This window comes from Sphingobacterium sp. lm-10 (assembly GCF_023554555.1).
Lineage (GTDB): Bacteria > Bacteroidota > Bacteroidia > Sphingobacteriales > Sphingobacteriaceae > Sphingobacterium.
In genome coordinates, this window is the sequence record NZ_JAMJWC010000001.1 from 770,398 (window position 1) to 792,303 (window position 21,906).

Below are 21,906 nucleotides of genomic sequence, written 5' to 3' on the forward strand. Positions count from 1 at the left end.
TAACAACTAAACTATAATTTTATATGAAGAAAACGATGATCTTCGCTGGGGTTATGCTCGCTGCCACGATGGCCAGTGCGCAGGATAACCCGGCAATTAATCTATCTCACATGGACAAAACGGTACGTCCGCAGGACGATTTTTATCAATTTGTGAATGGCAACTGGATGAAGACAGTTGAGATTCCTTCAGACAGAGCGCGTTGGGGAAGTTTTGACGAGCTTCGGGAGATGACCGACGCGAATACGTTGAAATTGCTTCAAGAAGCGTTGGAGAAAGATTTTGCTAAAGGTACCGACGGACAAAAGATTGCGGATTTGTATCGTTCTTACGTAGACATGGATGCGCGTAATAAACACGGTATCGAACCTGTAAAACAACAGTTAGCAGACATACAGGCAGTCAAAAACTTGAAAGAACTGTATGACTATTTTGTGAAATACGGAGCTGTTGGTGGAAATCCGTTTTTTGGCGGATACGTAGGTACGCACATGAAAAATTCTGCTATCAATACCGTTTATCTTGGTGGCGGTGGCTTAGGCTTAGGTCGTACTTATTACCAGAAAGAGGATGCTAAGAATACCGAAACATTAGCGGATTACCAAGAGTTTATCAATACGTTGTTTCCGGCTTACGGACAAAGAACCCGTGATCTTAAAGGACCAGGCATCGTAGCATTCGAGAAATCTATCGCTGCAAAATTAAAAACGGTAGAAGAATCTCGTGATGCCAATAAGCGCTACAACCCTGTTGCTGTCAAAGATTTAGGTGGTTTAGTGAAGAATATGGACGTTGCTGCTTACTTGAAAACAATGGGTTTCAAAGCAGATACGGTGATCATTGGTGAATTGAAGTATTACCAAGGATTAGACGAAATCCTGAATGAGCAAAACTTGCCAATCATTAAAGAATACCTAAGCTTTCACGTGATGGATGGTGCCACAGGCTACTTGACAAAGGAGTTGGAAGATTTATCTTTTGACTTTTATGGTAAAAAGTTACGGGGACAAAAGGAGCAACGTGCGTTGGATAAAAGAGGTTTGGAATTTGTAAACGGCAACGTAGGCGAGCTTTTGGGTAAGCTGTATGTAGCTGCATATTTCCCAGAAGAGGCCAAACAAACCTGTGAAGAATTAGTGGGCTACTTACGTCAATCATTTGATGCACATATCCGCGGTCTGGCGTGGATGTCTCCCGCTACGCAGGAGAAAGCACTAGAGAAATTGTCAAAATTCACGGTTAAAATCGGCTATCCTGATAAATGGAAAGATTATTCTAACCTAAGTGTTGGTACATCCTTGTTTGCAAATATCAACGACATCAAAAGATGGCGTTTTGCAGAAAATCTAGCGAAGCAAGGTAAACCGGTAGATAAAGAGGAGTGGGGTATGTCTCCACAAACGGTGAATGCCTATTACAGTCCATTGAACAATGAGATTGTATTCCCAGCAGCAATCCTTCAGCCACCATTTTATGATTACAAAGCAGATGCAGCCGTTAATTTTGGTGGTATCGGTGCTGTGATCGGGCATGAGCTCTCTCATGGATTCGATGACTCGGGTTCACAATATGATGGCGATGGTAACCTAAATAACTGGTGGACAGATCAAGACCGGGAGAAGTTCGAAAAAGCAGCTGATGCTTTGGTTGCACAATTTGAGACATACGAGCCTGTACCGGGTGTATTTGTAAATGGTCGTTTCACCTTAGGGGAAAATATCGGTGACTTAGGTGGTTCTTCTGTTGCTTTCGATGCATTGCAAATGTATTTGAAAGATAAAGGAAACCCTGGTCTTATTGACGGTTACACCCAAGAACAACGTTTCTTCTTGTCGTGGGCTACGATCTGGCGTACCAAAACTACTGATGAGTTCGTAGTAAATCAGGTAAAAACAGATCCACACTCACCAGCACAGTATCGTGCGTTTGCGCCGATTATCAATTTAGATGCTTTTCACAATGCATTTGATACCAAACCTGGTGATAAAATGTATATTCCTAAGGAAGATCGTATTGTCATCTGGTAGTACGTAAATAATTCATTTACAATAGATTTTTAAGCCGTAGCAAAATATGCTGCGGCTTTTTTATGCGACCCGTTTTGCGATAACGTTTGCGTAAATATTCTACCATCATTTCTACTTCTGTCTGGCATAATCTATTATATTGCATCTTCTAAAGTGATGAAAAGAACGGCGAAACAGATCATGATTCGTTAGAATAGACCTAATAATCGACGCAAAGCGATGTTACCAATAAGATAGTTATACCAATTTTCTGAAAGTACACAACCCGATCTAATGCCTTCTAAGATGGCAAAAAACATCAGGTGATGCGATGCTAAAAAACGTTAGGACATACCGCATACCTTAAAGAAGAAAAGAACACTTTAGGATACAGAAAAGAAGCGCAATGAAGAAATTTTTAGACGACAACTTCCTATTACGCACCACCACTGCGCAAAGCCTCTACCATCAAGTAGCTAAGCATTTACCTATTATTGATTACCATAATCATTTAAGTCCACAACAGGTGGCCGAGAATAGTACGTTTGATAATATTAGTCAGGTTTGGTTAAATGGTGATCACTACAAGTGGCGTGCGATGCGAGCCAACGGTATCGCAGAAAAATACATTACGGGTAATGCTTCTGATAAAGAGAAATTCTTAAAATGGGCAGAAACGGTACCATACACCCTGCGTAATCCCCTATATCATTGGACCCATTTAGAGTTACAGCGCTATTTTGGTATCAGTGAGTTATTGTCTCCAAAAACAGCTGAAAAAATATATGAAGAGACGGTTGAAAAGCTGAAAACGCCGGCCTTTTCTGTACATGGATTGCTACAGCAGATGAATGTAGAAGTCATTTGTACGACAGACGATCCAACAGACTCCTTAATATACCATCAACAATTTGCGCAGCAGAAAGCAGGCTTTAAGATGCTTCCGGCTTTTAGGCCAGACAAAGCAATGCAGGTAGATGATTGTGGGGCGTTCAACCAATATGTTGATCTGCTAGAATCGGTAACCAACATTGCTATTGGTGATTTCAAAAGTTACCTCGATGCGCTGAAAAAACGTCACGATTACTTCGCTAACCATGGTTGTAGCGTTTCTGATCACGGGCTGGAGCATATCTATGCAGAGGATTACACGGAACAAGAGATCGCCGAAATCTTTCATAAGATTAGACTAGATCGGCCAATTTCTTTGCAGGAGAATCATCAATTCAAATCTGCCATGTTGGTGTATTTTGCCCAATGGGATCACGAGAAGGGTTGGGTACAACAATATCATTTGGGTGCGTTGCGTAATAATAATACGCGTATGCTTGGATTGAGTGGTCCCGACACGGGATGGGACTCCATGGGAGATTTCAGTCAGGCGCGCGCATTATCGAAGTTTCTAAATCGTTTGGATGCGGAGGATCAATTGACGAAAACCATTATTTACAATTTGAATCCTGCGGATAATGAAATGATCGCTACGATGGTGGGTAATTTTAATGATGGCTCTATAGCGGGCAAAGTACAGTTTGGTTCTGCTTGGTGGTTTTTAGATCAGAAAGACGGGATGACTAAGCAATTAAATACCTTGTCGAATATGGGATTGCTTAGCCGATTAGTCGGCATGTTGACCGATTCCCGAAGTTTCCTGTCGTTTCCACGTCATGAATATTTTCGCAGATTGCTATGCGATATTCTGGGGGAAGATGTGGAGCAGGGCGAATTGCCTGAAGACATGGAATGGATCGGCAAGATCGTTTCTGATATCTGCTACTACAATGCGAAGGATTATTTTAAATTTTAAAAACACTGCTAATAGGGTGGTAGATGGTATTTTAATATTTAAATATGCGAATTGTTAATGTAATGTTATTAATTATTGGATTTGATTATAAAAATCATATATTTGGTAAGCCAAGAATGATGAAACCGGCACTCCATTTTATTATCGTTTAAAGTTATACGCTCCTCCGGGAGGCGGATACATATTTTAGTTTTTGTTGTAAGCGTTTTCGCTTAGTTTGTGTTGGGTAGCAGCCTTCGGGCTGCTATTTTTTGTGTCTAATTACGGAAATTGGTAAGAAAACTAAAAAGGATCTGCTACTTCGAACACGAGTTTTTCACCGGAAGCAGGATGTATGAATGCGATGTGGCCCGCGTGCAAATGTAACCGATCTGCCTTGTCCCCATACAGATCATCTCCCATAATGGGTGTATGCAGACCTAAACGGTGTGCCGCGTGTACGCGTAATTGATGCGTACGCCCTGTTAGCGGGAAGAAATGTATTCTTGTTTTTCCATCAGCAAATTCTACCACACGATAGCGTGTTTGTGCAGGCTTACCATGGGTATAACAGACCATTTGCCGAGGTCGATCATCCAGATCTACCCGTAGCGGAAGATCAATAACTCCTTCTTTGTGGGGAATAATTCCATCCAATAAGGCAGTATAACGCTTCGTCACTTGATGTTTAATAAATTGATCTTGGATGTGACGATGTGCTTCCTTGTGTTTGGCCAGTAACATAATGCCAGACGTGGACATGTCGAGCCGATGAATAATGACCGGCCCAGTAATATCTTTGCATATCGCTAAAATCCGTGTATACACCGAATCTTTGATATGTATACCTGGTACAGAAAGCAGTTCAGCAGGTTTGTTGACCACGATGAAGTGATCATCTTCAAATATAATATCCAGTCCAGAAGGCGTTTCTAACGGTTGCAGTAACGGATTGGGTTCTACCGCCAAGCCTTGCATCATAAAATTCAATATGGGCTCACATTTACCCCGGCAAGATGGATAAAATTGCTCGTGCCGACGCACTTCTGCAGAAGGCGAGGTGCCCCACCAGAATTCGGCCATGCAAATAGGCGTGAAATTATGCTGATAAGCATATTGAAATAGTTTCGGGGCGGCACATTCTCCCGCACCGGCCGGTGGTATTCCGTTGGCCAGATCACGAAATATCGCCAATACACTCCGTATATCGCCTTCGGCATTTAGAAATTGGTACTGATCAAATATCTTTTGTTGCAGCGCAGAGGAACGTTGCTTACGCTCTTCTTTTAAATGGTTCAGGCGCTTCTGCCAGTGCTGCTCGTCTGCCTGCATTATATTCAGGTGAGCATCGCAATGCTGTTTGACCAGATTGTATTCGTGCTGGTCGCGGTAACTTTGTTTAATCAGATCGGCCAGAATTTCAGCGCGTGCTGATTCCGAAAGCGTAGCATCCAGATTTTCACGAATTTGCTTCCGAGCACTTTTTTGTTGTTTTTGTTTGAATCGAGCTGCTTCCACTAACTTTTCATTCTCCTTTTTGATGTCCTGAAGTCGTTGTCGGGCATGAAGCCATTCTTCAGATACCTTTAATGCTGCAATTTCCCGATTGATCTCATTGATTCGCTGTTCTTCTTTTAGAAAGAAACCTTCTTCATCCAGCATGTCGTACACTGGAGGTACAAAAAATGCATGTTGATTACTGTTGGCCAATTTTCCAGACACTGCCGCCAAAAAACCAAGCTTTCCATGTTTATCTTTCACCACCATCACGCCAAACATCTTTCCAATGGCTAAACCATCTTCTCCTGGAACCAATCCAAAATTGTGCGAGAAATCCTGTTGTTTCTGAAGATATGCTTTCACCTGTTCCGCTGCGCGGATACTCAATGGATGAGGATCGTAACTGAAGGGAAAAGTGAACAGATCAGGCAGCGCCTCGGATGCAGCCGTCAAAGGGTGGAAATGAGGATGAGTTTCGGACATAAGATGAATGCAAAATTAGTCAATTGTACGCGATGTAAAAAGGCTGTTTATAATGCCCTTAATTCAACAGAACATTTGGTTTACCCGGCTATTTTTATATTTTTGCTGAAACTAGGTTAAACCATCACATTACATGCAAAAATCAAAAATTGCTTTTGTAACACTTATAACCATTGCATTAGCTTCTATTATTACCTTACTAACGGAGTTCGATTTTATCAGCATTTCCACCAGCGGGATGATGGCTGTGCGTTGGATTACAGCTATCGTACTTATTGCTAACGCGTTGGTTCGCCGCAACTTGACCACCTGGATATTAACCAGTATGGCACTTGGCGTATTCATTGGAGTCGACTTCCCAAATGTGGCGCGTGCGTTGCAACCGCTTAGTCAGGGATTCATCAAATTGGTCAAGACAATCGTAGGACCAATCTTATTTGCGACATTGGTATATGGTATAGCCGGTCATTCCGATCTTAAGCAGGTCGGCCGTATGGCTTGGAAATCATTGTTATATTTTTTCTGTGCGACCACCTGTGCTATTTTTATTGGACTAGCTGCTATCAATATTACGCAGGCAGGTGTGGGTATTGATGTCGAGAATATGCCTCACGAGGAATTGCCGCAATCTACATCAACCGTATCTGCCTCTGATCTAGCAGCCCTGGAGCATATTGATGAGTCGGCACATGGGATATACAAATTTGCCGCATTCTTCCGGGATACCTTTCCCGAGAACATTGTGAAATCAGTGTATGAGAACAAGGTTTTGCAGATTGTGGTTTTTGCGGTGATCTTCGGTATCGGCCTCGCAATGGTGCCAGAAGAAAAGCGTAAGCCCATGGTGGCGTTTACAGAAAGCCTCTCGGAAACCATGTTTAAGTTCACTAATCTCATTATGTACTTTGCACCAATCGGTGTCGGCGCAGCAATGGCCTATACGGTAGGGCATCTGGGCGTAGAGATTCTGAAGAACCTATTTATGTTGTTAGCAACACTCTATATAGCGTTGATATTCTTTATATTACTGGTTTTATTCCCAGTAATGATTTATCTTAAAATACCTATCAAACAATTCTTGGCTGCCATTAAAGAACCGGTTTCTATTGCCTTCGCGACGACCAGTTCCGATGCAGCATTGCCTAAAGCAATGAGTGCCATGGAGCGTTTTGGGGTACCTCGTAAGATTGTATCTTTCGTGATTCCGACGGGTTATAGCTTTAACTTAGATGGTACTTCTTTGTACCTTTCCTTGGCTTCCATTTTTGTGGCGCAAGCGGCAGGTATGGATTTGAGCTTCGGGCAGCAATTGCTAATTGCGTTTACGCTCATGATCACTTCCAAAGGAGTGGCTGCTGTACCTCGTGCTTCGCTGATTATCCTAATCGCTACCGCAGATCAGTTTGGCTTGCCGACATTTGTGATCGCTGCGATATTAGGTATCGACGAATTGATGGATATGGCGCGTACTTCCGTCAATGTAATCGGAAACTGTTTAGCGACGGTGGTTGTCGCGAAATGGGAAGGTGAGTTTGATGCCGAAGCACCTTTCCGTCAGGATGAGGAAATAGCAGAATAGCAGGTAGAAGCGCTGTTTAGCTTTTAATTATAAAACAGGTCATTATGCGGAGGCATAATGACCTGTTTCTATTTAGGTGATAAATCCTTTCACATATTGCTTAGTGAGTTCCTGTTGTGGATTCAACAAAATGTCTTCCGTCTTCCCAAATTCCACGACTTCGCCCTGATACACAAATAGAATATAATCCGATACGCGACGTGCTTGCCGTAGAATATGCGTCACCAACACGATGGTATAGTCTTTCTTTAGGTCAATCAACAAGTTTTCGATGGTCTGGGTAGAAATGGGATCCAAAGCCGAGGTAGATTCGTCTCCGAGAATGATCTCTGGTTGTACGGCTAGTCCACGTGCTAAGCAAAGACGCTGTTGTTGACCGATGGATAATCGGGTGGCAGAAGATCCCAAACGATCTTTCACCTCTTCCCACAAGCCGACGTTGCGCAGTTGGGTTTCCACGATCTGTTTCAGCTTGTTTTTATCTCGTTCTCCGTGTATACGAGGTCCATAGACGATGTTATCGTAGATCGACATCGGCAACGGAAACGGTTTTTGCGAGAGCAATCCCATTTTTTTGCGAATATGCGTCACCTCTGCGTTCTTGCCGTAAATATCTTCTCCATCTACCAGCACAGATCCTGTAACCTCCACATCTTTGCTGTCGTCCAGCAGGCGGTTCAAGGTTTTTAATAAAGTTGTCTTGCCACAGCCGGATGGTCCGATGATAGACGTGATCGAGTTATTAGGAATATCTAGGCTTACATTTTTTAAAATCTGCTTTCCTTCGATATGTACATTCAGATCTTTAATCTGGATCAGAGGTGTTGTAGTCGTTTCGATCACAGTTTGTGTTTCTTTTGTTTCGCTGCCAGTAAGTGTGTACATAGAACAATGAATAAAATGATGATAGTTAATACCAATGCCGAAGCGTAGGCTCTACCTTGCACTTCGGGAATCGGGCTGCTTAACTGAAAGAAAATTGCCAAAGGCAGTGTAGCTGCTGGTTCGTCGATATATTTGGGCATGTTGTCGCTAAACCCCGTGGTGAGTAATACACCTGCCACATCGCCAATTGCCCTGCCAAAGGCCAATAGAATAGCCGTAAAAATGCCGGGCTTAATGTATTTCAATACCACTCGAGCTGCTTCCCAACGTGTTGCCCCCAGAGAGAAAGTAACCTGTGTCAAATCAATAGGAACCGTTTTTAACAATTCGTCGATGGTACGCACCACAATAGGAATAGTTAGTAAAGTGATCGTGATAATACCTCCTAACAACGAGGCGCGAATGCCCAACCAAATCATTATACTGAAGGCAATGGCACCATATACGATGGAAGGAATACCGAATAGTACATCAAACAGTAATTTTGCGCTACGCGCGATGAATGAATCCTTCGGCACATACAGATTGAGGTACAGCGAAATCGGAACACCAATCAATGTAGCGATACCGGTAGATGCAAGAGCCAGATACAAGGAACCCAAAATAGCATTCAGGATACCACCGCCTTTGCCAATATAAAATCCGCCTTGCGGTGATTGAGAAACCATTTCCCAAGATAGGTAGGGCAATCCTTTATATAGAATAGTACCCACGATAAAGAATAAGGAACCCGTGATCGTGATACCACATAGCTGCATCAATAACTTAGCGATTTTTTCTTTACGTAGACGGTTTCTGACAAATCTAGTCGACACTTGCTTAGCCATGATCCTCCAATCTGTTTAATACCAATCTAGAGATCAGGTTAAATCCAAAAATAATAACGAACAATAATAAGGCGGCAAACATCAAGGCAGAATCATACATCGGGATCGACATCATCTCTCCAAAATTGTTGGCGATGAGCGCTGGAATAGGGTAACCGGCATCGAACCATGATTTAGGAATCTGCGGTACATTACCACAAACCATCAGCACGGCAATTGTCTCACCAATGGCGCGTGATACCCCTAACACTACCGCTGCAATGATGCCGGGTTTTGCTTTTCGCAAGTTGACCGACACAATCGTTTCCCATTGTGTAGCTCCCAAAGACAGGGAAGCATCTTTTAGTTCTTGCGGAACAGTTTGCATCACTTCGACCATGATGCTGATCAGGATGGGGAAAATCATCACGGCCAGCACAATTCCGCCAGCAAACACCGAAAAACCGGTGGTATCTACACCAAATAATGGCGCGACGTAATTACGAAGGATAGGCACCACAAATAAAATGCCCCATACACCATATAATACAGGAGGAATAGCCGCAAGCACATTCATCAAGGGCAACACCGATTTACGTAGCCGATCCGAAGCAAATTCTACCAGATAGATCGAAGCCATGATGCATAGTGGAACCGCAATGATCAGCGATATGACGGTAACCCACACCGTACCTAAGATAAAGGGGAGAAAACCGAAGTTCCCTCTTAGCGGAGACCAAACACTGCTACTTAAAATCTCCCACAGGTTTTCGTTCTTTAGTAAAGGCAATGACTTTAGTGTAAGACCTACTGCGATAAGTACGACTACCAGAATTTTTGTTATTAACAAAAATGCCGAGCCGTATTGTACTAGCTTATCTTTCCATAATCTAAACCTCATCGTGTCAAAAGTTTTTTATTTTCAACAGCAATGGCTTCCTCATTTAAAGGGACGTAGCCATTTTCTAATAAATACCCTTGTTGTTCCTTTTCCAGCACAAATTGGATAAATGCCTTAAGCAACGCATTGTCTCTATGCTCTTGCTGGATCACAAAGGTCAGGTCGCGAGCTGGAGGAGATGGATATCGATTTGCCGCCACGGCCGCTGTAAGCTCCGGCAGCGTACTATAGAAATCTTCCTCTGTATCGATCTTGCCATCATGATTAATATCGATCGGAATCACCGCCAACCCGCTACTAGGCAACTTTGTCTTGAGGTCGAACAGGTAATTGATATTATTAAAACCAATGGAGAGTGGACGATCTTTAATAGCTTGCGCAATGCCGGGATCTCCAAAAATGCCTATTCCTTTCAAATCTTCCTGATTCACGCCTAGAAATTTAGCCCAAGTCTCTGCTGCACCCGCCGCGTCCGACCGGGTATAGACTTCAATAGGTTGCGCGACAAAGCGCGAATCGATTTCATTCCAATTTTTATACTTACGTGTTACGAAAATATCCACCAACTCCTGCTGGGTAAGCCCCCGTGCTGCGATCAATTCAAAATTAGGATGCGTACTATTGATGGTGCCAATTACAGCGTCTTTGGCCACGTGAATCGGATAGGCTCCTTTATCGATCTCCTGTTGGTGCAAGTCGCGCGAGACCAGTCCGATATCCACCATATTCGTCAATACATCCGTAATACCTTTACCAGCACCACCAGCAGAAATATTAAAGCGAACATCGGGATGTAATGCTTTAAAATCCTCACTCCATAAGATAGCTATCGGATATAAAGCAAAGGCTCCGGAGATGGAAATATTGCCCACCAACCGGCCAGAAGCGTCCACGTTATTGGACGGTTTTGGTGCGCACGCATGAGTAAATAAAACAAAAACCAAACTAAGTAGCTGAACTACATAGTGTTTGGTGTACACTATTCTCTTTTCAGTCATAACCTATGAACAAATATATAGTAAATTGATAGATATTATCGGTTTTGTCCATATTTTTTTTAGATTTGTGGTACGGCTGTTGTATCATTAAATAAGTCGTAGAGATAGAGTGTTGAATTTTAGAAGAGATTATGCAAAGTTTCCGAACAGAGTTGGAAAATCCTATCGTAGAGCAGGAGATCATCGCTTTAGAGCAAAAAATTCGTGATTACCATGCGGGTACGCTTCCCGAGGAAAAGTTTCGCTCCTTGCGTTTAGCTCGTGGTGTGTACGGACAGCGGCAAGCAGGAGTACAGATGGTACGTATTAAACTGCCATTTGGACGAGTCACTTTCCAGCAGTTGTTGAAGATTGCAGATGTATCGGACGAATACGCTAGTAAAAACCTACACCTGACCACGCGGCAGGATATACAAATCCACTATGTAAGCTTAGACAAAACGCCCGAGCTGTGGGCAAAGTTGGCTGCAGACGATATAACTTTACGAGAAGCCTGCGGGAATACGGTGCGTAACGTGACGGCCTCTGCAGCTGCCGGGATCGATCCTAAAGAACCTTTTGACGTTTCTCCGTATGCGCACGCGACCTTTTTGTATTTCCTAAGAAATCCAATTTGTGCCGAAATGGGGCGGAAGATTAAGATTTCTTTCTCTTCCAGCGAAGAGGATACCGCCTTTTCGTATATACATGATTTTGGCTTCATTCCAAAAATACAAGTGATCGACGGAAAAGAAGTACGTGGTTTTAAGGTGATGATGGGTGGTGGATTAGGTGCACAACCTATTTTGGCAAATGCTGTTTTCGATTTTTTGCCTTCTGATGAGATTATTCCCTATATGGAGGCTACATTACGCGTTTTTGACCGACATGGTGAACGTAATAACCGGAATAAGGCGCGCTTCAAATACCTGATTCAGAAATTAGGCTTGGAAGAAGTCCTGAGATTGATCGAAGAAGAAAAAACGGCGATTAAATCTAAAAAATTCGCCATTGACCTAAATGAAGTGGCGCAACCCGAGCCGCCGACTTCAGTGGTAGAAGCAGTAGCGCCTGTAGATGCTTTAGCCTATGAAATATGGAGACAGACCAATGTATTTGCGCAAAAGCAGGAAGGCTATTTTGGCGTATATGTAAAAGTGCTTACCGGCGATATTCCGACCGATAAAGCACGTTTGCTCGTAGATGGTATCAGAGCGCATATTGCCGATGATATTCGTATTACGCAAGATCAAAATCTCTTATTTAAATATGTGCGCGAAGAATCTCTTCCACACATCTATAATGTATTGCACAAGCTAGGTTATGCCCGCGCAGGTTATGATAGCACCTCAGATGTTACCACTTGTCCAGGTACCGACACCTGTAACTTAGGTATTTCTAACTCTACAGAGATGGCGCGTGTCATTGAACAGTATATCCACGAATTTCATGCTGATTTTGTGCATGAGCGTCAACTGAAGATTAAGATTTCGGGCTGTATGAATTCGTGTGGACAACACGGTTTGGCACATATCGGATTCCACGGTAGTTCTGTCAAATCAGATGGAAAAGTGGTACCTGCTGCGCAAGTGATGCTCGGCGGAGGTACGCTAGGCGACGGACTAGGACGAGTGGCCGAACGGGTAATCAAAGTACCCACAAAACGGGTGTTGCAGGTGGTCGACGTCGTCTTGCTTGATTTTAAAGCGAACCGCGAAGCCGACGAGAAATTTCATGCGTACTACGAGCGGCAAACGAAGGATTACTTCTACCGCTTGTTGAAGCCCTTGGCAGACCTGTCTACACTAACAGATGATGAATTTGTAGACTGGGGACATGAAGGCACGTTTTCTACGGCCATTGGTGTGGGAGAATGTGCCGGCGTAGTGATCGACCTGGTCGCTACCTTATTATTTGAAGCCGAGGAAAAAATAGATTGGGCAAGACAGGCGCTGGAAAAAGAACAGTATGCCGACGCCATTTACCATAGTTACAGCTCATTCGTGGGTACCGCGAAAGCATTATTATTGGATAAAGGAGTGAATGCTAGTACGCAGGCACAAGTTATTGCAGAATTCGAGACCCGGTTTGTAGAAGAAGGATTGTTTTCATTCCCCAATACATTTACGGAAAGAGTATTGCAAATCAACAAATTTGAGCCTTCCAAAGAATTTGCTGAGGCATATTTAATTCAGGCTACGGCCTTTTATCTGGAAGGTGCAGAACGGAGAGAGGATCTTCGGGTAGTGAATTCCTAAACGAATAACAGGACGAGAAAGAGAATCAAATGAAAGAAATAAAACCATTTGTCACTTTAGTGGGAGCAGGGCCAGGCGATGCGGAATTGATTACCTTGAAAGGTATTAAAGCCATTCGCGAAGCGGATGTCATCTTATATGATGCTTTAGTCAATGACGAGCTATTGGACTATGCCGGACCCGATTGTGTGAAAGTATATGTGGGTAAACGCGCGGAGCGCTTATCTACTTCACAAGATGAAATCAATAAATTACTGGTAGACTATGCACTAAATTACGGTCATGTCGTTCGCCTGAAAGGCGGCGATCCTTTCGTGTTTGGTAGAGGAGGTGAAGAGTTGGATTATGTACACGCCCATCAGATTGAGACGGCCGTGGTGCCAGGCATATCGTCTTCCATTTCACTAACGGGTCTGCAACAGATTCCATTAACGTATCGTGGTGTTGCCGAGAGTTTTTGGGTAATTACCGGTTCTACTTCCGAGACGAAGCTTTCCACAGACCTACAATTGGCCGTCAAAAGCACGGCTACTGTCGTGGTATTAATGGGTTTTGCGAAATTGCCTCAAATTGTGGCGCAGTACCAGCAGGAAGGCAAGCATAACTTGCCGATTGCGGTGATCCAAAACGGCTCTACTACCGAAGAGCGCATCGTTTTAGGCAAGGTAGATACCATTATCGCCCAAGTGGCTGCCGCAAACATGGGTGCACCAGCCATCATCGTGCTTGGCGAGGTAGTGGCTAAGCATCGGGAGTTTGAAAACGTGCTGAAAAACTTGAAAACAACCGTCTTATCATCATGAATACCTTATTTCCGATCTATATAAAGATGCACCAGATTCAGACTTTAGTGGTCGGTGCCGGGCCAGTAGGTTTGGAAAAGCTTCAGGCGATTTTTACTAATTCGCCGGAAGCAAAAGTACGTGTGGTCGCTGAGGTTATCTCTGCAGATTTTAAGGAATTTGTGCGTGATCGGCCTACGGTAACGGTGGCAGAGAGATCATTTGTGGAAGCCGATTTAGAGGATATTGACCTCGCTATCCTAGCCACGGATAATGAAAAATTGAATAATTGGGTACGGGAATTAGCTTCAGACAGGCACCTTTTACTCAATGTAGCGGATAAACCTAGTTTATGCGATTTCTACTTGGGGTCTGTGGTGCAAAAGGGAGATCTTAAAATAGGAATATCCACGAACGGAAAATCACCGACCATAGCAAAGCGTGTTAAAGAGCTACTTCAGGACTTAATTCCCGAAGAAATTGATGAAACGCTGGCGTTGATGCAAGAGATGCGTAATGGGCTAAAAGGCGATTTACAACAAAAGATAACGGTGCTAAATGCACACACGAAAGAGTTGTTAGAAAAATGATAACGGATATTAGAAGGGATATTGCTGGATTAGATGCCAGAGAAATACTGGCTTACCTACAGCAGAATCATGCGGTGGAAAGCATCTTTTCGACCTCTTTTGGGATTGAGGATCAGGTGCTAACGCATTTATTGTATGAGGTGCAAAGCCAGATTAATATCTTTACCTTAGATACGGGAAGGCTTTTTCCTGAAACGTATTATGTGTGGAATCGTACACTGGAAACCTATGGTTTTCCGATACGTCCGTACTATCCGCAAACCGAGCAAGTCGAGCAAATGGTGGCCAGGAAAGGTCCATCCAGTTTTTACGAAAGCGTTGATAACCGCAAGGAGTGCTGCTATATCCGAAAGATAGAACCACTACAACGGGCCATTCAAGGTTATAAAATCTGGATCACCGGCATCCGTGCCGATCAGTCGGCTAATCGCCACGATATGGAACAGGTAGAATGGGATGAAGTCAATCAGATGATTAAAATTCATCCTTTGTTTCATTGGACATTGGAAGAAGTCGAATCATTTTTGAAGAAGAATTTTGTGCCTTACAATCCTTTACACGACAAAGGATTCCCCAGCATCGGCTGCCAGCCTTGTACAAGAGCAGTAGCACCCGGACAAGATTTTCGTGCCGGACGCTGGTGGTGGGAAGATCAGAGTAAGAAAGAATGTGGTTTACATGCTACGAGTAAATAAAAAAAGATGGATTATTTAGATCATTTAGAAGCCGAGGCTATTTATATATTGCGCGAGGTGGCCGGACAGTTTGAAAATCCTGCCTTGCTATTTTCTGGCGGAAAGGATTCCATCACATTGGTGCATTTGGCTAAGAAAGCATTTAGGCCCGGAAAATTTCCTTTCCCATTAGTACACATCGATACAGGACATAATTTTCCGGAAACCATTAGCTTTCGCGATCAGCTAGTCGCAGAGCTTGGCGAGCAATTGATCGTAGGTTATGTGCAAGACAGCATAGATCAGGGAAAAGCAATCGAGCAGACAGGGAAGAATGCCAGCAGAAATGCTTTACAGACCGTCACCCTGTTGGATACGATCGAGCAGTACGGCTTTGATGCCTGTATTGGTGGCGCCAGACGTGACGAAGAAAAGGCACGTGCGAAAGAGCGTATATTTTCGGTACGGGATGAGTTTGGACAATGGGATCCAAAGCGGCAGCGTCCAGAACTTTGGAACATTCTCAACGGCAAAATTAATAAAGGAGAAAATGTACGCGTATTTCCGATATCCAACTGGACAGAATTAGATGTGTGGAACTATATAAAAAGAGAAAATATTGCACTACCATCGATCTACTTTAGTCATCAGCGGGATGTGGTATTGCGCAACGGGCAGTGGATGGCAGCAGCTCCCTTTTTGCAAATTGATGAAACGGATACAGTAGATCATAAATCAGTGCGTTTCAGAACAGTAGGGGATATGACCTGTACTGCTGCTGTCGACTCAGAAGCGGTGGAACTAGACGATATTATTGAAGAAATTCGCTCTTCGACGATCAGTGAGCGTGGCGCCCGTATAGACGATAAGGTATCGGAAGCCGCTATGGAAGAACGTAAGAAACAAGGTTATTTTTAATTTGTACTGCGTTGCGAGTCGTGCGTGTAGAGATGATTATCTCATGCAATACGCATGACGCAATACCCACTACTAGTAGTAAAAATGGATATATTAAAATTTATAACAGCAGGTTCGGTAGACGATGGTAAAAGCACCTTGATCGGTCGCCTGTTATACGATACTAATTCTGTACTCGACGATCAACTGGAGGCTATTAAGAAAGCCAATCGGAAAAATAATGACGGAACGGTAGATCTGGCCATTTTGACAGATGGTCTGAAAGCAGAGCGGGAGCAGGGCATCACCATTGATGTGGCCTATAAGTATTTCCAGACGAAACACCGCAAATTCATTATTGCGGATGCACCTGGGCATATTCAGTACACCCGAAACATGGTAACCGGCGCGTCGAATTCAGATTTAATTGTCGTTTTGGTAGATGCTCGCAAGGGAGTGATCGAACAGACCAAGAGACATTCTTTCCTCGCCAAGTTGCTTTCGATGAAGAAAGTCCTGGTTTGTGTGAACAAAATGGATATGGTGGATTACGATCAGACAGTCTTTGATACGATCAAAGCTGATTATGAGCAACTTGCTACCAAATTAGGATTGAAAAATATAGATTATATTCCTGTATCGGCTTTGAAAGGCGATAATATCGTTCATAGATCGGAGCGCATGAGCTGGTTCAAAGGGGAAGCTTTACTAGATTACCTGGAAAAGGTAGAGTTTCCGGAAGCAAAGCAATCCAGAGGCTGGCGCTTTCCAGTACAATGGGTCGTTCGGCCACAAACAGAAGATTTACATGATTACCGTGGTTACGCGGGTCGGGTATTAGGATCAGGTCTGCGAGTTGGTGAGGAAGTACTCGTATTGCCGAGCGGTGTGCATAGTACAGTACAGCGTATCGAAATCAATCAGCAGGCTTTCACCGTAGCGGAAGATGGACAATCCGTGATCGTTCATCTGAGCACCGATGTGGATATTTCTCGTGGCGATACCATCGTGAGTGCCGCAAATCCAACGCACAGCGAACGTAGTTTTGAGGCTAATATTAGTTGGTTTGATAATAAGCCCTTGGATACAGCGCAATTGTATTTGCTGCAGCACCATAGCAAAACAGTTAAAATTAAAGTTCCCGAAGTATTGTTTAAATACGATGTCAATACGCAAGAACAGCATTATGGTGCTGACATTCGATTAAATGACATCGGTAAGGTTTTCATTAAAGCAGCAGATGAAATTCCATTTGATCTTCAGGAAGATTTTCCAGAGAATGGGCGCGCTATTATCATAGATCCACGGACTAATATTACTGTTGGAGCGGTTACTATAGAACAAATCTAAAGATAGAACGGCTTTATTTATAAAAATGGAGCCATTTCTGCCTCGATCTGCTTGCGATAAGACATCAATCTTTTAGCATATTCTTCTTGCTGCTTAGCCTCATCGGTAATTGGAGTCCATTTTGGCACGTTGACCGGTTTTCCATCATCATCGATGGCTACAAAAACAATAATACAGTGGGTTTTCTTCTCAAAATCCATGCTTTTGAGTTCTCGGGCATATACGTCTATGGCAATATGCATACTGCTTGATCCAGTGTAGATCACATGTGCTTCAACTTTTACGATTTGTCCTATTTTAATAGGCTGATAAAAGCGAATTCCACCTACATAAACCGTTACACAATATCGACTACTCCAGCTACTAGCACATGCGTAACCTGCTTGATCAATCCATTTCATGACACTTCCGCCATGGACTTTTCCGCCATAATTTACATCAGATGGTTCGGATATAAATTGAAATATTAGAGGAGTATTCATTGTTCTTTTCTAAGCTGTACAATAAGGTATAATACATAACTATGTCATACTTATATGTTTAAACATATTTGACATTGGAATGTTTGTCGTCTTTACACGTCGATAGAAGACCGTGGTGGTTATCAAAAACGTAATAGCGAATATTCTATTTAACATAATATATATTATAATTAAATAATATATCGAATTATTGATTGAGTTTCTTAAATATTTCAGGCATCATTTGTCGATCTATAGCATTCATATCTAACAAATTGAGAGATTTGACCATATCTGCTGTGGCCGTTTTATAATGTTTGAAATGAGCGGTCTGCAAATGTGCTTTGTAAGCAGCTTCGTCAGCGTAGATTTCCAATATCCTTATTTGAGTCGGATTTTCTTTTTGAAACATCGGATAAATTGAAATCACTCCAGGCTCTATTCGTACAGAGGCTTCTGCTTCTTCCTTCAATATTGCTGTATATTCATCGAGATGGATCGGTTCAATTTCTAATTCGGCAATCCTGATCATCATGTTGTCGTTTATAATTGTACCTGATTTTTGAGTACAGGATACAAAAATGATCATGACCAATAATATTGGATACACATTTATTTTAAATTTCATTCTGTAATTATTTATATTTTAAATTCAATTTACGCAAAAGAAGTCGTGTACTGGATCAATTGTGTTTGTTAAAAATTTTTAGAATCAGCCATTTAATTAAAGTCGCTTTGTTTTAGTACCTGATTATCCGGTTAAAATACGTGTAAAACTTAATTGGGCATGCTTGGCATTTGCTTTGACTATGCCTATCGAGATTACTTCATAAAATCTCCGCTATAAGTCTACATAGCTTTAAGATAGAATACCCTACTTCGGTTATTTCAATCTATGCAATACAGCACGATACGAAAAACGCTACCTCATGAAAATTGGAATAATCGCACATCTCAAACATCCTATTCGTAAGCCCTTTATGGGTGGCTTAGAAGCTTTTACTTACGAAATTACCAGCTTGCTAATGCGGCGTGGTCACGATGTGACCTTGTTTGCGAGCGAACATTCCGACCCGGCTCTTCCCCTTCATTCTATTATGAGTGATATGGATTATGATCGAGAAACATTCAGTCGATTTAGAACGCACGATTTATCGGAGGATTTTATATCAACACATCATGCGTACTTAGAACTCATGCAGGATATTGATAACAGCGGGTTCGACATTATTTTCAATAACAGTTTGAATTATGTTCCCATCACGATGTCTACTATTATCGATACACCGATGGTAACGGTGCTTCATACCCCTCCTATCTTTGAGATGAAGCGTGCTATAGGTAAGATTAAGCCTTATGGTAGAATGAACTATGTTTCTGTATCACAATCCAACGCACAGTCTTGGAAGCCCTATTTATCCGAATGTCATGTGATCAACAATGGCGTGGATGTCAAAAAATGGACCTTTACGCCGAGCAATGAGAAAGAATATGTGATTTGGTTTGGACGTATACATCCTGATAAAGGGACGCATTATGCGATACAGGCTGCTCGAATAGCAGGAAAGCATATCAAAATCGCCGGATCTATTGCTGATCGACACTATTTTGAAACGAATGTTGCGCCGCTACTTGGCCCAGATGCAGAATGGGTCGATTTATGTACACATGATCAATTGAACACGCTGATTGGACAGGCAGAGGTAAGTATAATTACACCTTGCTGGGATGAGCCTTTTGGTTTGGTCGTGGCAGAAAGCTTGGCTTGTGGCACCCCTGTTGCAGGCTTTGCAAGAGGAGCACTACCCTATATTATCAATGAAAAAACAGGGTCGCTAACCGCGTCGTGTAATCCGATTGAATTAGCCGAATGTATTGCTTCTGCTAGTACGCTTTCCAGAAAAGACTGTCGTATACATGCAGAAAGGGAATTGGGAATGGAACAAATGGTTTCTTCCTATGAAGCATTATTTCATCAAATTGTAGATAAAAAATACCTGCCGCATGCTATCTAAGTATTGCTACTATGTTCATCATCATGGCTCTGGACATCTTATGCGTGCTATTGCTATTGCAAAAGCTTTCCCCGAACACAGCATCACTTTTATGGGGAGTGACCTGATGCGCCATGCAGGTCAAATTCCAGATCATATTCTGTGTATCCACTTACCAATGGATACCTATTCGCCCGATGAGAATCAAGGAACGCAGCGTGATCTATCATTCTTACATTATGCTCCATTGCAAGTGGCGGGATTGCTACATCGTAATGCATTGATGATCGATTTTTTTCGGGAAAACCCCACTACTCTGCTAATTGTTGATGTGTCGGTTGAAGTAACTCTATTGGCTCGTTTGTGTGGTATACCAACGGTAGTAATCAGGCAAAATGGCAAACGAACAGATACAGCACATCGCCTTGCTTATGAAAGTGCAGAGCTTATCATTGCACCGTTTTCGAAAGATCTGGATTCGGCAGATGATAATCCAGCGCTAAAGAAAACCTATTATGCTGGTGGTTTCTCCAGGTATACAGGCAAAAAGATATCCTCCAATAGTACTCAAAACAACGATATTGCGCTATTTATTGGTCAAGGTGGTTCAAATATTGATTTGCCGTTAATTCGGCATATACGTAATAAAATAAACACGAATACGAGGTTACATATTATTGGAAAAATTGCCGATCATCTCCAATTGGAAAACACGCACTTCCACGGGCACGCGGATCGACCCGAAGAAATTCTTTCTGCTTGCGATGTCGTGATTTGCAATGCCGGACATAATATTGTTATGGAGTTAGCCGATCTGAAAAAAAAGATGATTTGTATACCTGCTGATAGACCTTTCGACGAACAAATCAGAAAGGCTTTTTACCTCGAAAAGATCGGCTGTGCACTTGTCGTATTGGAAGAAAATCTGTACCGCACTGATTGGGAAGCTTTTGTAATGCTTGCACGAAATTTGGATCTACAGAAATTAGAGATGATCACAGATACCGGAGCAACAACAAATATTAGGAACACATTGGATGGTGTGTTTCAACGAGTTTTCAAAAAAATCGTAAAGCAAGAGATATATGAGTAAATCAGCTAACAACCTTGCCATTCTAACATTGGTACATAAAAGAGAAAAAGCGCTTATAAATATGCTAAATGGTATCGCCGCCGGATCTTTATGGCCTTCAGAAGTGCTTGTTGTTTTTATGAACGAAGAAGCACTCGCATTGGATGTAAAATTTCCATTTCCGGTACGAAGCATTATGTTAGAAACAAAAACGGGCTTAAACTTAAGCGCTGCGCGTAATCTTGCGATGCAAGAATCTTCCGCCAACCACAACGTTTTTCTCGACGTAGACTGTATCCCCGATGAAGAATTTCTCAAAACGTATCATGACCACTTCGTTCAGAATGATGGAGTACTATACACTGGTCGTGTGGGATACTTGCCAAAAGGTTTTGATGAACAAGAAAACTGGTTGACACACATGTCAGAAATAAGTGCGCCGGATCCGGTACGCAATGCGCTAAAATCATATCCCTATGAACTTTTCTGGTCTTTGAATTTTGGTTGTTCTAAGGAAGTCTTTTCGAGAATTGGCGGGTTTGACATGCAATATGAAGGATACGGTGCAGAAGATACTGACTTCGCATTTCAAGCAAGAAAGAATAATGTTGCCCTGCACACTATTGATGCACATGCTTATCATCAATACCATACGTCGTATCAGCCTCCCATAAATCACCTTAAAAGTATCACGATCAATGCATCTCACTTCTTTGCTAAATGGGATACTTGGCCCATGGAGGGTTGGATCAAAGCATTCGAAGACCTCGGCTATATAAAACGGACGGATGGAGCATTGGAAATTATAGCTTTACCCACGCAACAGGAAATTGATGCTGCATTAAAATAACGATTATCGCAATTACGGTTGTCCTACCAGCAAAAAAGAGACGGTGTAAAATAGG

19 protein-coding genes are annotated in these 21,906 nt (G+C 42.6%); 12 read left to right on the forward strand and 7 right to left on the reverse strand.

Going from position 1 to position 21,906, the window contains the following annotated elements; genetic code table 11:
• Positions 1 to 23: 23 nt before the first annotated feature.
• Positions 24 to 2,027: a M13 family metallopeptidase gene (locus M8998_RS03030; protein ID WP_249990525.1), complete on the forward strand. Its 2,004-nt coding sequence runs from the start codon at positions 24 to 26 to the stop codon at positions 2,025 to 2,027.
• A 385-nt stretch (positions 2,028 to 2,412) separates the two neighbouring features.
• Positions 2,413 to 3,813, forward strand: a complete 1,401-nt coding sequence (gene uxaC, locus M8998_RS03035; protein ID WP_249990527.1) for a glucuronate isomerase — start codon at positions 2,413 to 2,415, stop codon at positions 3,811 to 3,813.
• A gap of 282 nt (positions 3,814 to 4,095) precedes the next feature.
• Here uxaC and M8998_RS03040 read toward each other — a convergent pair whose 3' ends face one another.
• The gene (locus M8998_RS03040) at positions 4,096 to 5,775 is read right to left on the reverse strand and encodes an RluA family pseudouridine synthase (RefSeq protein ID WP_249990529.1); all 1,680 of its coding nucleotides are present in this window, start codon (positions 5,773 to 5,775) and stop codon (positions 4,096 to 4,098) included.
• Between the two features lie 133 nt (positions 5,776 to 5,908).
• Between M8998_RS03040 and M8998_RS03045 the strand changes: the two genes are divergently transcribed.
• Positions 5,909 to 7,354 carry a dicarboxylate/amino acid:cation symporter gene (locus tag M8998_RS03045; protein ID WP_249990531.1) on the forward strand — a complete coding sequence of 482 codons (1,446 nt, stop codon included), beginning with the start codon at positions 5,909 to 5,911 and terminating at the stop codon, positions 7,352 to 7,354.
• 72 nt (positions 7,355 to 7,426) lie between these two features.
• On the opposite strand, the gene M8998_RS03050 is transcribed toward M8998_RS03045, so the two are convergent.
• Genes M8998_RS03050 through M8998_RS03065 form a run of 4 tightly spaced genes read right to left on the reverse strand, consistent with a single transcriptional unit; the run spans position 7,427 to position 10,944 of the window.
• Complete coding sequence (locus tag M8998_RS03050; RefSeq protein ID WP_249990532.1) at positions 7,427 to 8,239, reverse strand: phosphate ABC transporter ATP-binding protein; 813 nt, start codon at positions 8,237 to 8,239, stop codon at positions 7,427 to 7,429.
• A complete protein-coding gene (locus M8998_RS03055; protein ID WP_249990534.1) occupies positions 8,194 to 9,066 on the reverse strand; it encodes a PstA family ABC transporter permease in 873 nt (290 codons plus the stop codon). Before M8998_RS03055 ends, M8998_RS03050 begins: the two co-directional genes overlap by 46 nt.
• The gene (gene pstC, locus M8998_RS03060) at positions 9,059 to 9,946 is read right to left on the reverse strand and encodes a phosphate ABC transporter permease subunit PstC (RefSeq protein WP_249990535.1); all 888 of its coding nucleotides are present in this window, start codon (positions 9,944 to 9,946) and stop codon (positions 9,059 to 9,061) included. Before pstC ends, M8998_RS03055 begins: the two co-directional genes overlap by 8 nt.
• Positions 9,943 to 10,944, reverse strand: a complete 1,002-nt coding sequence (locus M8998_RS03065; RefSeq protein ID WP_249990536.1) for a PstS family phosphate ABC transporter substrate-binding protein — start codon at positions 10,942 to 10,944, stop codon at positions 9,943 to 9,945. The genes pstC and M8998_RS03065 overlap by 4 nt, the downstream gene beginning before the upstream one ends.
• 131 nt (positions 10,945 to 11,075) lie before the next feature.
• On the opposite strand from M8998_RS03065, the gene M8998_RS03070 reads away from it, so the two are divergent.
• The 6 genes from M8998_RS03070 to M8998_RS03095 all read left to right on the forward strand — a co-directional run bounded on the left by M8998_RS03070 (position 11,076) and on the right by M8998_RS03095 (position 17,474).
• Positions 11,076 to 13,181 (forward strand): ferredoxin-like domain-containing protein, encoded by a 2,106-nt coding sequence (locus M8998_RS03070; protein WP_249990537.1) that lies wholly within the window; start codon positions 11,076 to 11,078, stop codon positions 13,179 to 13,181.
• Positions 13,182 to 13,210: 29 nt separating this feature from the next.
• Positions 13,211 to 13,984, forward strand: coding sequence for a uroporphyrinogen-III C-methyltransferase (cobA, locus tag M8998_RS03075; RefSeq protein WP_249990538.1), 774 nt, complete (start codon positions 13,211 to 13,213; stop codon positions 13,982 to 13,984).
• The gene (locus M8998_RS03080) at positions 13,981 to 14,553 is read left to right on the forward strand and encodes a precorrin-2 dehydrogenase/sirohydrochlorin ferrochelatase family protein (RefSeq protein WP_249990539.1); all 573 of its coding nucleotides are present in this window, start codon (positions 13,981 to 13,983) and stop codon (positions 14,551 to 14,553) included. Before cobA ends, M8998_RS03080 begins: the two co-directional genes overlap by 4 nt.
• Complete coding sequence (locus tag M8998_RS03085) at positions 14,550 to 15,248, forward strand: phosphoadenylyl-sulfate reductase (protein WP_249990540.1); 699 nt, start codon at positions 14,550 to 14,552, stop codon at positions 15,246 to 15,248. Before M8998_RS03080 ends, M8998_RS03085 begins: the two co-directional genes overlap by 4 nt.
• A gap of 6 nt (positions 15,249 to 15,254) precedes the next feature.
• Positions 15,255 to 16,145, forward strand: coding sequence for a sulfate adenylyltransferase subunit CysD (gene cysD, locus M8998_RS03090; RefSeq protein ID WP_249990542.1), 891 nt, complete (start codon positions 15,255 to 15,257; stop codon positions 16,143 to 16,145).
• Between the two features lie 84 nt (positions 16,146 to 16,229).
• A complete protein-coding gene (locus M8998_RS03095) occupies positions 16,230 to 17,474 on the forward strand; it encodes a sulfate adenylyltransferase subunit 1 (RefSeq protein WP_249990544.1) in 1,245 nt (414 codons plus the stop codon).
• 17 nt (positions 17,475 to 17,491) lie between these two features.
• Here the strand turns inward: M8998_RS03095 and M8998_RS03100 are convergent, their stop codons facing one another.
• A complete protein-coding gene (locus tag M8998_RS03100) occupies positions 17,492 to 17,956 on the reverse strand; it encodes an acyl-CoA thioesterase (protein WP_249990546.1) in 465 nt (154 codons plus the stop codon).
• A gap of 187 nt (positions 17,957 to 18,143) precedes the next feature.
• Positions 18,144 to 18,470: a putative quinol monooxygenase gene (locus tag M8998_RS03105; RefSeq protein ID WP_249990548.1), complete on the reverse strand. Its 327-nt coding sequence runs from the start codon at positions 18,468 to 18,470 to the stop codon at positions 18,144 to 18,146.
• A gap of 394 nt (positions 18,471 to 18,864) precedes the next feature.
• On the opposite strand from M8998_RS03105, the gene M8998_RS03110 reads away from it, so the two are divergent.
• From M8998_RS03110 to M8998_RS03120, 3 genes are read left to right on the forward strand one after another with little or no spacing between them, the layout of a single operon-like run.
• Positions 18,865 to 19,950 carry a glycosyltransferase family 4 protein gene (locus M8998_RS03110; protein WP_249990550.1) on the forward strand — a complete coding sequence of 362 codons (1,086 nt, stop codon included), beginning with the start codon at positions 18,865 to 18,867 and terminating at the stop codon, positions 19,948 to 19,950.
• Positions 19,940 to 21,022 carry a glycosyltransferase gene (locus M8998_RS03115; protein WP_249990552.1) on the forward strand — a complete coding sequence of 361 codons (1,083 nt, stop codon included), beginning with the start codon at positions 19,940 to 19,942 and terminating at the stop codon, positions 21,020 to 21,022. The genes M8998_RS03110 and M8998_RS03115 overlap by 11 nt, the downstream gene beginning before the upstream one ends.
• Positions 21,015 to 21,851, forward strand: coding sequence for a glycosyltransferase family 2 protein (locus tag M8998_RS03120; RefSeq protein ID WP_249990554.1), 837 nt, complete (start codon positions 21,015 to 21,017; stop codon positions 21,849 to 21,851). Before M8998_RS03115 ends, M8998_RS03120 begins: the two co-directional genes overlap by 8 nt.
• Positions 21,852 to 21,906 lie beyond the last annotated feature (55 nt).